Origin of the sequence: Shewanella algidipiscicola (genome assembly GCF_003605125.1) — a bacterium.
Classification (GTDB): domain Bacteria; phylum Pseudomonadota; class Gammaproteobacteria; order Enterobacterales; family Shewanellaceae; genus Shewanella; species Shewanella algidipiscicola.
The window spans coordinates 75,427-90,112 of record NZ_QPQT01000009.1; the positions used below are offsets into that span (position 1 = coordinate 75,427).

Sequence of the window (14,686 nt, forward strand, 5' to 3'; positions counted from 1 at the left end):
TGTCACTCGCTCAACGGGTAAAATTGTGGGCGGCTCGGTGCTAATTTTTGATGTTGAACTCATCAGTATCGACAACTAGCAGCAAGAGTATCACTCGCTCAACAAAAAACGCGCCCCAAGGCGCGTTTTTTTATGCATTAATCATTAGGGCCTGTTGATCTTTGCTGGTTGAATTTTGTTCGATACAAAAACGTTTTAATTGAGGCGAGTGGATTGCAGCCTAGTCATCTAAGCAAAATTCACTTAACAAAGAGTAAAACGTTTTTAGCCGACCCCTTCGGGCAGCGTTTGTTGGGGATTTTTACTGCGTTCTCAGCTTTTTATGTAGAACAACTACACCACAAAGCTTCTGCCTTGTATAAATACCCAGCAATTCGCTGCAAAAACAACCTTAAAAGATCAACAGGCCCTAGTACCCAAATGGGTTATCGATTGAGTGAGCAGGCTCGGTAAACCATACCGGGCCCTGCTCGGTCATGTAAAAGTGATCTTCATGACGCACACCAAACTCACCCGGCACACACAGCATAGGCTCATTACTAAAGCACATTCCTGCCGCCAGTGCTGTGTGATCGTTTAATACCAAATAGGGCCACTCATGGATATCGAGTCCAACACCGTGACCGGTACGATGAGGCAATCCTGGCACGTCATATCCTGGGCCAAAACCTGCGGCCTCCAGCACATCACGCGCGGCGCGATCGACACTTGCACAGGTTGCACCAATTTGAGCCGCATCAAATGCCGCAAGCTGAGCCTCTTGCTCTAACTGCCATAACTGTCGCTGGCGCGCACTTGGCGTGCCAAACACATAGGTGCGAGTAATGTCTGAATTATACCCATGTAACTGGCAACCAGTATCGATAAGCACAGTGTCATTTAATGCTAACGCCTTAGGCGATTTCACCCCATGGGGGTAAGCGGTGTCTTCACCAAAAAGCACAATACAAAAATAAGATCCAGCAGCGATGCCGACCGCCTTATGTGCGTCGTTGATAAAGGCTTCTACCTCGGCTACCGTGATCCCTTCATATAAGATACGCGCCGCCGCTTGGTGCACCGCTAAGGTCATCTCTTTAGCCCGTTGCAGCAGGGCTAACTCCTGAGCCGATTTGATCATGCGACAATCCGCGGTAATGGTTTTGGCATTGACATACTCAAGATGCGGCGCCACTTGACGTAAACCGTCAAAGATAAAAAAGGCCGCCGACTCATCGATACCTACCTTACCTTGCGCCACGCCCATCTGCGCTAACACCTTAGCGCACAAGGCATAAGGGCTCTCATCTTCATGCCAAGTATTGACCTCACCTTCAATCACCATAAAGCCGAGTAAGGTCGATAATTCAAATGCCGGCGCGATATATTGCAGCGCACCGTTAGCCGGTAAGATGGCCCCCACCATGCGCTCGCTGGCATACCAGCGTGTGCCGGTAAAATAATACAGATTAGTCCCCGCATTAAGGTAGATGGCATCTATCCCCTGCGCTTGCATTAATGCTTGCGCCTTGGCAATTCTCGCCTGATATTCAGCGTGGCCTATTGACTCAACCCCTTGAGTCATATCAACAAGCTTGGCTAATTCTTGCGCAGGCGTTGAACCACCTATACCGTTTGTCGTCGTTATTGTCATTACACTACCTTTGATGCATCGGCGCTATCCTGAGACCTGTTAGCGCCACTCATCTGATTAAATGAAGGGATAATTATTTGGCATAAAGTATACAAAAGTTTGGCCGCGATTAAATGGCAAATAATGCCCCGCCGTTGACCCACTTACCGCAATAAGCAATAAAAGAGTGGCCCATTATTAACCTAGGTTAGATAAAAAGCCGCAGCCCCAATAATAAAGACTGTGTCTTAACACTTGCGATTAACACGATAAGCGCGTTAAGACTCACGCTATGACTCAAGCTTTTGCTCTTTGCTTACCGTTATTCGCCCCCACGCCATCAACAACAAATGCATGGCGATCAGCGGAATGCAGGTCACAAGCATCACTTCCCAGCCCATATTATGTAACACCCAGCCAGCGCTGAGTGACGCCACCGCTTGGGCGCTAAAGACAAAGGCATCGTTAAATGACTGCACCTTAAAACGCTCATCACTATGATAAAACTGCGGTAGCAATACCGTACCGCCAACAAAGAGAAAGTTCCAACCTACCCCGAGTAACACCAAGGCTACCCAATAATTGAGCAGATCATGCCCCAGCAAGGCCACCACAATGGTGATCCCATAAGCGGCAAGCCCCACCAGCATCATAGGCTTGGGACCAAATTTTGACATTAAATAACCACTGAATAACGAGGGGAAATACATCGCAATGATGTGACTTTGGATAACCCATTTAGTATCGGCTAACGAATGGTGCTCAACATGGTGCATATGCAGTGGTGTCGCGGTCATGATAAAACTCATCATGCCATAACCTATGGTGGCCGCACCGATGGCGGTCCAAATCTGGGGTTGCAACAAGATCTGCTTTAAGTCTCGACCGTCGCCGCGCTTAACCACCTGACGCCCCATAGGCTCATCGACATTTTCATAAAAGCTTAATATCACCGCAGCCGTTAGGCAGACTAAGGTTAAAAAGATAAAAGCGCCCACGTAAGGCTGGCTTATCAGCTCAGATCCTAATACTGCTAATTCGGGGCCAAAAAACGCCGCCACCAGCCCGCCGACCAATACCCGCGATGCGGCTTTAGCCCCATCAACGGCCGCCACCGACTCCATCGCCGCAAATCGATACTGCTGCACCACGGCCCCGGCAGCGCCCAGCATAAAACCGCTCACACAGAATAAGCCAAACCAATGTAACTGTGTGGACATCGCCGCAACGACACCGGCGCAAGCGCCTAACAATGCCCCAGAAATAAACACTTTTTTACGCCCCAAACGGCGCATTAAGCGGCTCACCGGGATCACAGATAACGCTACGCCTATCACCATCATGGCGATGGGTAGTGTCGCTAATGCCGGGCTTGGGGCCAACTCGACACCAATTAAGCCCCCTAGCAACATCATCATAGGCGTGGCACTCATCGCGAACGCCTGCGCCAAGGTTAATACCCATACATTTCTCGGCATTAGCTTACTTCCCGCTCAGTTATCTTAGTTGTCATTATTATCGATACAAGATAAACCAGTATGGCCGTTGCATTCTAGTACAAATCCTTAACGGCACTTCCAACCCACGCCAGCAACTGCGATAATCCTTGCACTTAAAGCCCGACGCCACAGGATTGTGGTAATAACAGGAGCCATAATGACCCAACCGATTTCAGAACGCCTTAACGCCGTACGCGCCGAGATGATGACCGCTAATATCGATGCTTTTATCGTCCCTCGAGCCGATGAATACCTCGGCGAATATGTGCCAGAACGCAACGAACGTTTACACTGGTTAACCCATTTTACCGGCTCTGCCGGTATGGCTATCGTACTAAAAGAGCACGCCGCCATCTTTATCGATGGCCGTTACACAGTGCAAGTTAAACAACAAGTCGATGAGACGCTGTTTCAATATCAAAGCCTCACCGACACGCCGCAGATCCCTTGGTTAATAACACAGCTGCCGAGTGGTTCTAAGGTCGGCGTCGATGCTCGCTTGCATTCACTGAGTTGGTATCAAGATGCCAAGACCCAGCTCGAACGCGCAGGCATTGAGCTGGTCTGTGTCAGCGACAACCCTATCGACAAGCATTGGCATCATCGCCCTGCGGCATCGACCCATGAGATCATTTTATTTGATCAACAAAGCGCCGGAGCCAGCAGCCACGATAAACGCACCCACATTGGCCAATTGATTAAACAAGCCGGCGCCGATGCGGCGCTTATCGCCGCACTGGACTCATTTTGCTGGTTGCTGAATATTCGTGGCCGCGATGTGCCGCGTCTACCTGTGGTTCTGGGCACCGCTTTGCTGCATGCCAATGGCGATATGGTATTGTTTACCGACATCAATAAACTGCCCGCGGGCATCAACGAACACGTAGGCACAGGCGTCAGCTTTAACGCTGAAAGCGAATTAGAGACGGCGTTGAGCCAACTTAATGGTGTTAAGCTATTGGCTGACCCCAACAACACCAACGCTTGGATGCAACTGGTTGCCAAGCAACATGGCGCTAAACTTATCGCCGGTAACGATCCAGTCGCCTTGCCTAAGGCGCAGAAAAATCCAGCAGAATTAGCCGGCATGACCGCCAGCCATATCCGTGATGGTGTGGCCGTCAGCCAATTTTTAGCGTGGTTAGACAAGGAAGTGGCCGCCAAACGTCTCTATGATGAAGGCCAACTGGCCGATAAATTGGAAAGCTTTCGCCTAACCGACCCGCGCTATCGCGAGCCGAGTTTCGATACCATTTCAGCCGCAGGCGCGAATGCGGCCATGTGCCATTACAACCATAACAATGGCACGCCCGCAATGATGACCATGAACAGTCTCTATCTGGTCGACTCTGGCGCGCAATACCTCGATGGCACCACAGATGTGACTCGTACGATCGCCATTGGTGATGTCACCGATGAGCAGCGTAAGATGTTCACCTTAGTGCTTAAAGGCCATATCGCACTCGATCAAGCGCGCTTCCCTAAAGGCACCACAGGGCAACAGCTCGATGGCTTTGCGCGCCAATACCTCTGGCAGCACGGCTTCGATTATGATCATGGCACCGGCCATGGTGTCGGCCACTTCTTAAGTGTGCACGAGGGGCCACAGCGAATAGGCAAAAACAGCAACAATGTGGCTTTATTACCCGGCATGGTACTTTCCAATGAGCCGGGATATTACCGCGCCGATGCGTTTGGTATTCGCATCGAAAACTTAGTCGCCATTCGTCCATGCCAAGCATTGGCTGGGGCTGAAAGAGAGATGTATGAGTTTGATGCGCTCACCTTAATCCCCATTGATACGCGCCTAGTTGAGCGCCCGTTGCTGACAACTCAGGAGCTCACTTGGCTTAATGATTACCATCAACGAGTGCGTGACACCTTATCGCCATTGATGCAAGGTGACGCGCTAGCTTGGCTATTACAAGCAACCGAAGCGATTTAAGCTACCTTCAAGTGATGACCACTGTTCTGTAAAAAATATCGATAAACAGCACCGAATCTAGGTGCTGTTTTTATTTGTACTGATAAAAACTCACTCAAGGCTTACCTCGCATTACATCCAAGGCTCGAACTTTATTAAACGCACTTGCTCCAATACAATAAAAGTGCAGGTTTTAACCAAAAATTTTGCTATACTCCGCGGCCGCCATTTGGCGTCGGTCATTAATCTAGCGATGCGTTCTCTACTGATTAAACAGACCAAACTAAATTGTTATATTGTCGATATGTTGAATAGGTAAAAACAGGATACCCCAATGAGATTTGAATCTTTTAGTTTTGCTCCAGAGATTGTGCGTGCTATCTCCGATTGTGGCTATCAAAAAATGACGCCTATTCAGCAGCAAGCGATTCCGGCTATTCGCCGTGGTCAAGATGTACTTGCCAGCGCGCAAACGGGTACCGGTAAAACGGCGGCCTTCGCGTTGCCGATACTGCAAAAGATGGTTGATAAGCCAAGCGAAACCCAACGCTCAAACACCCGCGCCTTAATTTTAGCGCCCACCCGAGAACTGGCGGCTCAAGTGGCTGACAATATCAAAGAGTACAGCCGCTATCTGCCTATCTCTGTGCTGACCATTTATGGCGGCGTCAAGATGGATACCCAAGCGCAAAAGCTGAAAAAAGGGGCCGACATTATTGTCGCCACGCCCGGACGCTTACTCGAGCATATCCAAGCCTGTAACTTGAGCCTGTCGAATGTGGAATTTTTGGTACTCGATGAAGCCGACCGTATGTTGGATATGGGCTTTATCAGCGACATTCAAAAAATCCTACAAGCGGTGAACAGCAAGCGCCAAAACCTGCTGTTCTCGGCGACCTTCTCTAATGCCGTTAAGCAACTGGCTAACGAAATGTTGGTTAAACCTAAGCTTATCAGTGTGGACAAACAAAACACCACAGCGGTAACCGTCAGCCAAGTGGTCTATCCGGTAGAGCAACGCCGCAAGCGTGAATTACTGTCTGAGCTTATCGGTAAGAAAAACTGGCAACAGGTGTTGGTGTTTACCGCCACCCGTGAAGCGGCCGACACCTTAGTGAAAGAACTCAACCTTGACGGCATTCCTGCGGCCGTGGTCCACAGCGAAAAAGCCCAAGGCAATCGCCGCCGTGCGCTGCGCGAATTTAAAGAGGGCAAGGTACGCGCATTGGTTGCGACCGAAGTGGCCGCTCGTGGCTTAGACATCCCAGCGCTGGAATATGTGGTTAACTATGATCTGCCCTTCCTCGCCGAAGACTATGTGCATCGTATTGGCCGTACAGGCCGTGCCGGTCGTAGCGGCGTCGCCATCTCTTTGGTAAGCCGCGAAGAGGAGCGCACCTTAGCCGATATCGAAAAATTGATCGGCACTAAGATCCGCCGCATCACTATTCCGGGCTATGAAGTGGGCAGTCGTGAGCTGCTGATTAAACAGCTGCAGAAGCGTCGCAGTTTCGCCAAGAAACAACAACGCAGCGACAATGTCGGTGCCCAAGTTGTCGCCGAGAAAAATTTAGGGGCTCGCCGAGTCAAGTTGAAGAACTCTTCTAACGCTAAAATTAAGAAGCAAAAATAATCGACGTACGGTCACAAAATTATTGACCAAACAATTAAGGCACTTAACAGTGCCTTTTTTGTGCGCTGCGCTTAATGATGCATCGCAACCATGGGCTCCTGCGAAGATGTGCACCGCTCTCTATGGCGCCCCCCTTAACGCAAGGTTGTTTTCTCTCCTTTGTTCACAGCGCCGTAGCTATAGGGAGTTGGCCACAGCTTAAGATATACTCTGCGGGCAAATTGCCCGATTTTTTTGTGCTCGGAGAAACCATGACAGAGCAAACCTATAATCAAGCCCTCGTTGAATTAGCGCAAGCAGGACTGGCCGCGTTGGCAGCACGCGCCGACAGCCCCAACGCCCTTAAGACCGCCGCGGCCGAGAGTCACTTTATCTGCAGTTGGATGGCGCAGTCGCTAAAGGAGCGCCGTTTTTCAAAACTGGTGGCTGACGATCTAAATCACTGGATCCGCGACGGACGTAGCATGGGCGCCGCAGCTAATCTGCCGGGGTTACTGGCTCGTATCGACCAGCAATACCGCGCAGCGATGGACAACCACACCATTGGGGCATCGCTGCAAACTATGCTCGACTCTCTCAACGAGGATGACTGGTTAGTGATTGTGGATTGCGAAGTCAGTGGCAAACTCAAGCTCGACAGCGATGGCCGCAACAGCTTAATCATCTCTGTGGAGCAATATGAGCAACATATTGCCGAGGGTAAATTACTACAACCTATTACCCTTTATGTGCGCAGTGATGAACAAACGCTAGCTAAGCTAGCCACCGAGCATCAATTGTTGCTCAGCGCTGGTAATAAAAAAGCCAGCTTAATTAAGCATCATAAGGCCTATAAGCTCTATCCTAATAATCGACAGCCGGCGCTTGCCCTGCTCGTCAAATAACTCAAATAGCCCCGATAGCCAGCTAACGAGACAGCCCATGACATCAAGATCACACTACCATGCCCTGTGCCAGCAGTTTAAAACCATCTATCATTTTGAGCACTTACAAGCTCTTGGTGACTGGGATCAAGCCACCATGATGCCAGCGGGCGGCAGTCAGGCGCGGGGTGAAGCGATGGCGCAATTAGCCTTGCACATTCATGCATTAAAAACCGCTCCCAGCCTAGCGGAACACTTGGCCCACGCGGCCGACGAGCCTTTATCTGCCGCGCAACAGGCTAACCTGCGTGAAATGCGCTATCAGCAGCGGCAAGCGACCGCACTGCCGGGCAAGTTGGTACAGGCGAAAACGCAATTAACCTATGCTTGTGAACATGCCTGGCGCGCCCAACGACAACAAAACGACTGGCAAGGGTTCAAACCAAATTTAGAAGCCGTTATCGCCTTGGTGCGAGAAGAGGCGCAGATCTTAGGTGAGGCGCAGCAGCTTGCCCCCTACGATGCACTGCTGAATAAATTTGAGCCCGGTACCACTATGGCGCAAATTGATCGCGTGTTTGGCGACCTCAAAATCTGGCTACCCTCGCTCATCCAGCAGGTACAGGCCAAGCAGCAAGCGTGGCCAACCAAGGCGCTGCCGCACGCGACAATCGCCCAGCAAAAAGCCCTCAATCTAGATGTGATGACCTTACTGGGGTTTGACTTTAAGCAGGGCCGACTCGATACCAGCAGCCACCCCTTTTCAGGCGGGGTTCCGGGCGATGTGCGCATCACTACCCGCTACGATGAGCATGACTTTTTAACTGCACTCTTTAGCACTATCCATGAAACCGGCCACGCCAGATACGAGCAAGGCTTACCCCTTGAGTGGCGCGGCCAGCCCGCAGGTAATGCACGCTCCATGGCGATACATGAAAGCCAAAGCCTATTTTTTGAGATGCAGATGGCGCGCGGCACGGGCATATTGCCGCTATTACAGCAACGCATTAATCACCATTTAGGCTGCCAGATCAGTGAACTTGAGCTACAACATTGGCTCACTCGAGTCTCACCGGGGCGCATTCGCGTCGATGCCGATGAGGTCACTTATCCCTGCCATATCATGTTGCGCTATGAGGTGGAAAAAGGTCTGATTGAGGGGCGTTTAACGGTAGCCGATCTGCCCGAATTTTGGGACGCAGCGATGCAATCACTCTTAGGCCTATCCACCCAAGGGGATTACCGCAACGGCTGTATGCAAGATATTCACTGGCCAGTGGGTGAACTGGGTTACTTCCCAAGCTATAGCTTAGGCGCCATGTATGCAGCCCAGTTTAGCGCCAGCATGCAAAACCAAATTGGCAGTATCGATGCCTTAATTGCCGCGGGCGAACTGACATTAGTGACCCAATGGTTACAGGACAACATTTGGTCAAAGGGCGCATTACTGACAACCGATGAGTTAGTCATTGCCGCTACTGGCGAGACACTAAACCCTGCGCACTTTAAGCAGCATTTAATGACTCGCTATCTCTAATGTGCACAGCGTAATTTACCTAAGCTTGTTTGCCTAAGGTGATTTGCCTAGTGTAATGGCATCCAGATAAACCGCCCCGTGATCACCTTATACTTGCCATCATGGGGCGGCGGGTAATGCCCAAATTGATTAGCCTAGCCAGCTGTGAGACCATCGTTAGCAATAATCCATTAAAAGATACCCATTCATAGAGCACACCGCCATGATTATCCGTCCTATTCACACCGCTGACTGGCCCGTGATATTGCAGATCCAAGATGAGTGCTACCCCAATATCGAACCCGAATCACAACAGGCGCTACACAGTAAGGTACAACTGTCACCAGACTCTTGCTACGCCATCGAGCGTAACGGGCAATTGATTGGCTATTGCCTCGCCCATCCTTGGCAATTGGATCAGCCGCCAACATTAGAGCAGGTAGTAAGCCAACCTAGCCACTGCGATACCCTGTATCTGCATGACATCGCCTTATCATCCAAGGCCAGAGGCTTAGGGGCGGGTGAGCAGGTGTTTAAGCGCTTAATCGATAATGCCAAACAGCACAATGTGACCAGTATCTCTTTGGTGGCTGTGGGCGGTGCCCACACATATTGGCAACGATTAGGCTTTAAATCGCGTATAATCGACAAATCCCTCGACGGCTACCCCGCTGATGCCTGCTATATGGTGTATCCATTAGCCTGAGCTGGGTCTGTAAGTCGATGAAAAATTAGTTAATTACATATTTAAGAGAGCAATATGGCCCGTAGAGTCGGTTACACCTTTAACAAGCAGTACAAAGAGATCAACTTCGTTTACGACAAGTACAACGACATGTATGAAGCGGTAGCCGCCGCCGAAGGCGTCGATTTAACCCGTTATCATGCGATGGAAGCCCAAGTGGCGATGACCTCTAAAGGTTCACAAGCCGTAAAAGATTATCGCTTAAAAGAGTTTGAGCGCTTTGGCTTTACCAAGATTCACTTTATTCGCGATGAAGTCGAATAATCCGACTTTCATTGCAGCATAACAGCCCTAGTTAACCTGTAAATGTAGGAACTCTAATGTCCAATAGTGAACACGCTAACTTTCCTCGAGCGGGATTTTTTCGCCGCCTCGGGGCCATCGTTTATGACTTATTACTGGCCGTGGCGGTATATATGATCGCAGGCGCCATCGGCTTTGGCGTCTTTACCGCATTAAGCTCGTCGGGACTCTTGGCGATGAATGGCTTTGAACATGTCTCAGATCTGCTCAACGGCACACCGCTTTACAAGGGACTATATCAGCTGTGGATCGCCTTATGTGTCGGTCTGTTTTATATCCTATTTTGGAGTTATGGCGGCCAAACCCTTGGCATGCGCGCCTGGCGTCTTAAGATCCAGCACCCTAACGGCCAAAGCTTGAGTATGATCACCGCGGCGGCGCGTTTAGTCTGGTCACTGCTCGGCATAGGTAATTTGTGGATTTTAATCAATGGCGACAAGCTCGCGCTGCAAGATATGATGACCCGCTCAGAAGTGGTAGTACTGTCTAAAGAAGCCAACCAACTGCGTAATTGGCGTGGGGTCTAACCCTCAACGCCAGTATCAAAAAAGGACCATTTAATGGTCCTTTTTTGTGCTAGCTACAGAGCACTAGCTTTTAAGTTTCTAACAACAGCTTTAAAGCCTTTCAGCCTTGAAGCACTAATAGCTTCCCTGCCTTCAAACTAGCCTCAAGGCTATTTACGAATGTAGTAAATTGCCAAGCTACTGAAGATCAGCGGCGGCGTAATGGCTCCAAGGATAGGCGGTAAACCATACACTAAGGTCATGGGGCCAAATATCTCATTACAGATATAAAAACTAAAACCGGCAATCACGCCTAGCAATACCCTAGCGCCCATAGTCACAGTGCGTAGCGGCCCAAACACAAATGATAGCGCCACCAACATCATCACTGCAACCGTCACCGGCTGCATCACTTTGCGCCATAACGCCAGTTCATAACGGCCGGAATCTTGGTTGTTGATCTTTAAGTAGTCCAGATAATCCACCAAACCTTCGATAGACAACCCTTCGGGTTTCACCGACACCACACTGAGCTTATCTGGCGTGAGCGTAGACTCCCAGCGATAAAGGGTTAAATTGGTAGAAGTGACTCGATCTTGATTAAGCGTCGTTTGGCGCACATCTAAAAGGCGCCAATGGTCGCCCGAATAGACTCCACGCTGCGCCGCAATAGTGCGTATTAGGTGTAGCTCGGCATCAAACTCATACAGCACGATATTACGCAAACTATCAATACTTTGTATTTCGCCGATATTAACAAACAGATCGCCATCTTTGGCCCAGATCCCGCGGCTCGATTTAAACAAACTGCCGCCAGAAATCTTAACCGCTTGCAGCTCTTTAGCATGACGCTCGGCAACTGGTGCGCCCCATTCCCCCAATGCCATCACAATTAGCATCAGTGGCACCGCGGTTTTCATCGCCGATAAGGTAATTTGAAATCGCGATAATCCTGCTGATTGCATCACCACTAATTCAGAATTAGAGGCCAGCATGCCCATGCCTATCAATGCCCCGAGTAGCACCGCCATCGGGAAAAACATCTCAATATCACGAGGGATCAAAAACAGCACGTAAATGCCGGCATCCACCATGGAATAACTGCCGCGCCCCACAACACGCAGTTGATCGACCCACTTAATAATGCCCGATAAACCGGTAAGCACCAGCAAGCACAATGCCGAGGTTGTGATCAACGTGCGGGCGATATAGAAATCTAAAATTCTCATGCGCCCACCTTCTTACCTTTAAGAAGACCGGCAAGTTTGGCCCCAAATGGTCGCTCCTTACCCAGCAACAGTATGCCTAAGAAGAGCGCCGAGGCATGGATCCACCACATGCCTAAATAAGCTGGAATAACCTCGTCTTCTAATGCCTTACGTCCGGCAATCATCAAACCAAAATAGCCTAAGTAAAGCAAAATAGCCGGGAACATCTTGGCAAACTTACCTTGACGCACATTAACCCGTGCCATGGGCACCGCAATTAAGGTCATAAAGGGGATCGCCAACGGAATGGCTAAACGCCAATGAAACTCGGCGACGGCGCCAGGCCCTTCGGTTGCCATTAGCTGATCGATAGGTAAAGCCGATAACTTACGCCTACGCTGATCCACCTCTTGCTCTTTAATCTGCATCTCGTACCCGGTAAATTCAACCAACTGATAATCGAGCTGATTGGGGGTATTTTGGTACTGAGTGCCATCGTTTAACTTAAGTCTTTGTGCCCCAGTTTCATCCTCTACCACGCTACCGCCTTGGGCAACGACGATGTTGGACTGCCCAGAGTCATCTTCTGGATCAGGCAATTGAGCCACAAATACTTTATCTAATTGATTGTCTCGGCCAATACGTTCAACGAACAAAACCGCCCGACCATTAGGACTGGTTTGAAAGCGCCCCTGAGTGATTGCCGCAAGACCCGCTTCTGACTGGGCATGTTCTAACACGCGGTTTTGCGCCTCTTCGGCCCAAGGCGTCACGTAAATCGATAATATGCCCGTAAATAGCATATTGGCTAATGCCAACAACAAGGTAACCCGAGTGATATACCACTCGCTTACCCCCACCCCGTGCAACACCACCATTTCACTTTCAGCGTACATCCGCCCGTGCGCGACCAAAATACCAAGAAACAGACTTAAGGGCACCACCAGCACGGCAAGATAAGGCAGATTAAGGCCAAGCAGGGTCATGACCAAGGAAGCTGGGAACTCTCCTTCGGATGCATCGGCAAGTACGCGAACAAAGTGTTGGCTAACAAAAATAGCTAACAACACTAGCAGTACCGCCATTTGCGCTTTTAAAACTTCTCGAATCAAGTATCTAAATACAATCACAGGCAGGATCCAGTCCCTAAACTTATATTTATGCTGGTGTCAGCCCACTTTTCATGTAGACTGTCTACTTTTGGTAGTTTTGTGACCAAACCTTAACTAAAAATGGCAAAAGAACACCCATAAAATTAACAGTGGTGTACCATTTTTTAGAACCGATTTGGACATAAGCAGACATTATCTAATAAATATTAAAATTTGTCTTTAAGAATCTAGGAGAGCTCATGGAGTTTAGCGTTAAGAGCGGCAGCCCAGAAAAACAACGGTCAGCCTGTATTGTCGTTGGTGTCTATGAACCTAGACGCCTATCTGGTATTGCTGAGCAACTCGACAAAATCAGTGAAGGCTATATTAGTAACCTTTTACGCCGTGGCGATTTAGAAGGTAAACCAGGACAGATGCTATTGTTGCATCATGTACCTAACGTGCTAAGTGAGCGCGTACTATTGGTGGGTTGTGGCAAAGAGCGCGAGCTCGATGAGCGCCAATACAAGCAGATCATCACCAAAACCATTAACACCTTAAATGAAACGGGTTCGATGGAAGCGGTATGCTTTTTAACAGAGCTACATGTTAAAGGGCGCGATACCTACTGGAAAGTCCGTGAAGCGGTCGAAACCACTCAAAACAGCCTATATTGCTTCGATGCACTCAAGACTCGCAAAGGCGAAACCCGCCGTCCGCTACGTAAATTGGTCTTTAATGTGCCGACACGCCGCGAGCTCACCTTAGGCGAACGTGCTATCGAACACGGCATGGCTGTCTCTTCGGGTATGCACCTGTGCCGCGACGTGGCCAATATGCCACCCAACATCTGTAATCCCGCGTACCTTGCCTCACAGGCACGTCAAATTGCCGAGCACCACGACACCTTAAGTGTCAGCACCATAGGTGAAGAGCAAATGGCCAAGCTAGGCATGAACTCATACCTGGCTGTTGGCCGTGGCAGTGCCAACGAATCTGTGATGACGGTGATGCAATATCAAGGGTCGGTCGACAGCACAGAAAAACCTATCGTACTGATAGGTAAAGGCCTTACGTTTGATTCTGGCGGTATTTCTCTCAAACCTGGCGAAGCCATGGACGAAATGAAATACGACATGGGTGGCGCCGCCGGTGTGATTGGCGCAATGAAAGCTCTGTGTGAGCTTAAACTCCCCATCAATGTGGTCGGCATCTTAGCGGGCTGCGAAAACATGCCGTCGAGCAATGCTTACCGTCCGGGCGATATTCTTACTACTATGTCGGGGCAAACCGTTGAAGTACTCAATACCGATGCCGAAGGTCGACTGGTATTGTGTGATGTGCTGACGTACGTTGAGCGTTTCGACCCAGAGCTGGTGATCGATACCGCGACCCTAACAGGCGCCTGCGTGATCGCTCTGGGTAAACATGCCTCTGGATTGTTCTCGTCACATAATCCATTGGCGCACGAGCTGCTTAATGCAGGTGAGCAAAGTGGTGACCGCGCATGGCGCTTACCACTGTGGGATGAGTATCAAGAACACCTTGAAAGCCCTTTTGCCGATATGACCAACTTAGGTGGCCGCCCAGCAGGTGCTATCACCGCCGCGTGCTTCCTGTCGCGCTTTACCAAAAAGTACAATTGGGCCCACATCGACGTTGCAGGCACAGCTTGGAACAGTGGCGCGAATAAAGGCTCAACGGGTCGCCCTGTTCCTTTGCTCACCCAATTTTTGATCAATCGTGCTGGTGTTGAACAAGGCGAGTAATTGACATCGTAACAGGG

General features: G+C 49.9%; 12 protein-coding genes. 8 read left to right on the forward strand and 4 right to left on the reverse strand.

What is annotated here, in order from left to right; genetic code table 11:
• Positions 1-409: 409 nt before the first annotated feature.
• Entirely contained in the window at positions 410-1,633 is a 1,224-nt protein-coding gene (locus DVO77_RS11405; protein WP_119978424.1) for a M24 family metallopeptidase, read from the reverse strand.
• Positions 1,634-1,902: 269 nt separating this feature from the next.
• Positions 1,903-3,090 (reverse strand): MFS transporter, encoded by a 1,188-nt coding sequence (locus tag DVO77_RS11410; RefSeq protein WP_119978425.1) that lies wholly within the window; start codon positions 3,088-3,090, stop codon positions 1,903-1,905.
• A gap of 178 nt (positions 3,091-3,268) precedes the next feature.
• Here DVO77_RS11410 and DVO77_RS11415 point away from each other — a divergent pair, with 178 nt between their 5' ends.
• From DVO77_RS11415 to DVO77_RS11445, 7 genes are all read left to right on the forward strand, one after another.
• Positions 3,269-5,056, forward strand: coding sequence for an aminopeptidase P family protein (locus tag DVO77_RS11415; RefSeq protein ID WP_119978426.1), 1,788 nt, complete (start codon positions 3,269-3,271; stop codon positions 5,054-5,056).
• A 313-nt stretch (positions 5,057-5,369) separates the two neighbouring features.
• Entirely contained in the window at positions 5,370-6,668 is a 1,299-nt protein-coding gene (locus tag DVO77_RS11420; protein WP_110456018.1) for a DEAD/DEAH box helicase, read from the forward strand.
• A 251-nt stretch (positions 6,669-6,919) separates the two neighbouring features.
• A complete protein-coding gene (locus DVO77_RS11425; RefSeq protein WP_119978500.1) occupies positions 6,920-7,552 on the forward strand; it encodes a DUF2913 family protein in 633 nt (210 codons plus the stop codon).
• Between the two features lie 37 nt (positions 7,553-7,589).
• Positions 7,590-9,068, forward strand: a complete 1,479-nt coding sequence (locus DVO77_RS11430; RefSeq protein ID WP_119978427.1) for a carboxypeptidase M32 — start codon at positions 7,590-7,592, stop codon at positions 9,066-9,068.
• Between the two features lie 202 nt (positions 9,069-9,270).
• Positions 9,271-9,753 (forward strand): GNAT family N-acetyltransferase, encoded by a 483-nt coding sequence (locus tag DVO77_RS11435; RefSeq protein WP_119978428.1) that lies wholly within the window; start codon positions 9,271-9,273, stop codon positions 9,751-9,753.
• Between the two features lie 54 nt (positions 9,754-9,807).
• Positions 9,808-10,056, forward strand: a complete 249-nt coding sequence (locus DVO77_RS11440) for a DUF2960 domain-containing protein (protein WP_110456014.1) — start codon at positions 9,808-9,810, stop codon at positions 10,054-10,056.
• A 56-nt stretch (positions 10,057-10,112) separates the two neighbouring features.
• The gene (locus DVO77_RS11445; protein WP_110456013.1) at positions 10,113-10,622 is read left to right on the forward strand and encodes an RDD family protein; all 510 of its coding nucleotides are present in this window, start codon (positions 10,113-10,115) and stop codon (positions 10,620-10,622) included.
• A gap of 149 nt (positions 10,623-10,771) precedes the next feature.
• On the opposite strand, the gene lptG is transcribed toward DVO77_RS11445, so the two are convergent.
• Complete coding sequence (gene lptG, locus DVO77_RS11450) at positions 10,772-11,830, reverse strand: LPS export ABC transporter permease LptG (protein WP_110456012.1); 1,059 nt, start codon at positions 11,828-11,830, stop codon at positions 10,772-10,774.
• Positions 11,827-12,939, reverse strand: coding sequence for an LPS export ABC transporter permease LptF (lptF, locus tag DVO77_RS11455; protein ID WP_110456011.1), 1,113 nt, complete (start codon positions 12,937-12,939; stop codon positions 11,827-11,829). Before lptF ends, lptG begins: the two co-directional genes overlap by 4 nt.
• A gap of 221 nt (positions 12,940-13,160) precedes the next feature.
• Here lptF and pepA point away from each other — a divergent pair, with 221 nt between their 5' ends.
• The gene (gene pepA / locus DVO77_RS11460; protein WP_110456010.1) at positions 13,161-14,669 is read left to right on the forward strand and encodes a leucyl aminopeptidase; all 1,509 of its coding nucleotides are present in this window, start codon (positions 13,161-13,163) and stop codon (positions 14,667-14,669) included.
• Positions 14,670-14,686 lie beyond the last annotated feature (17 nt).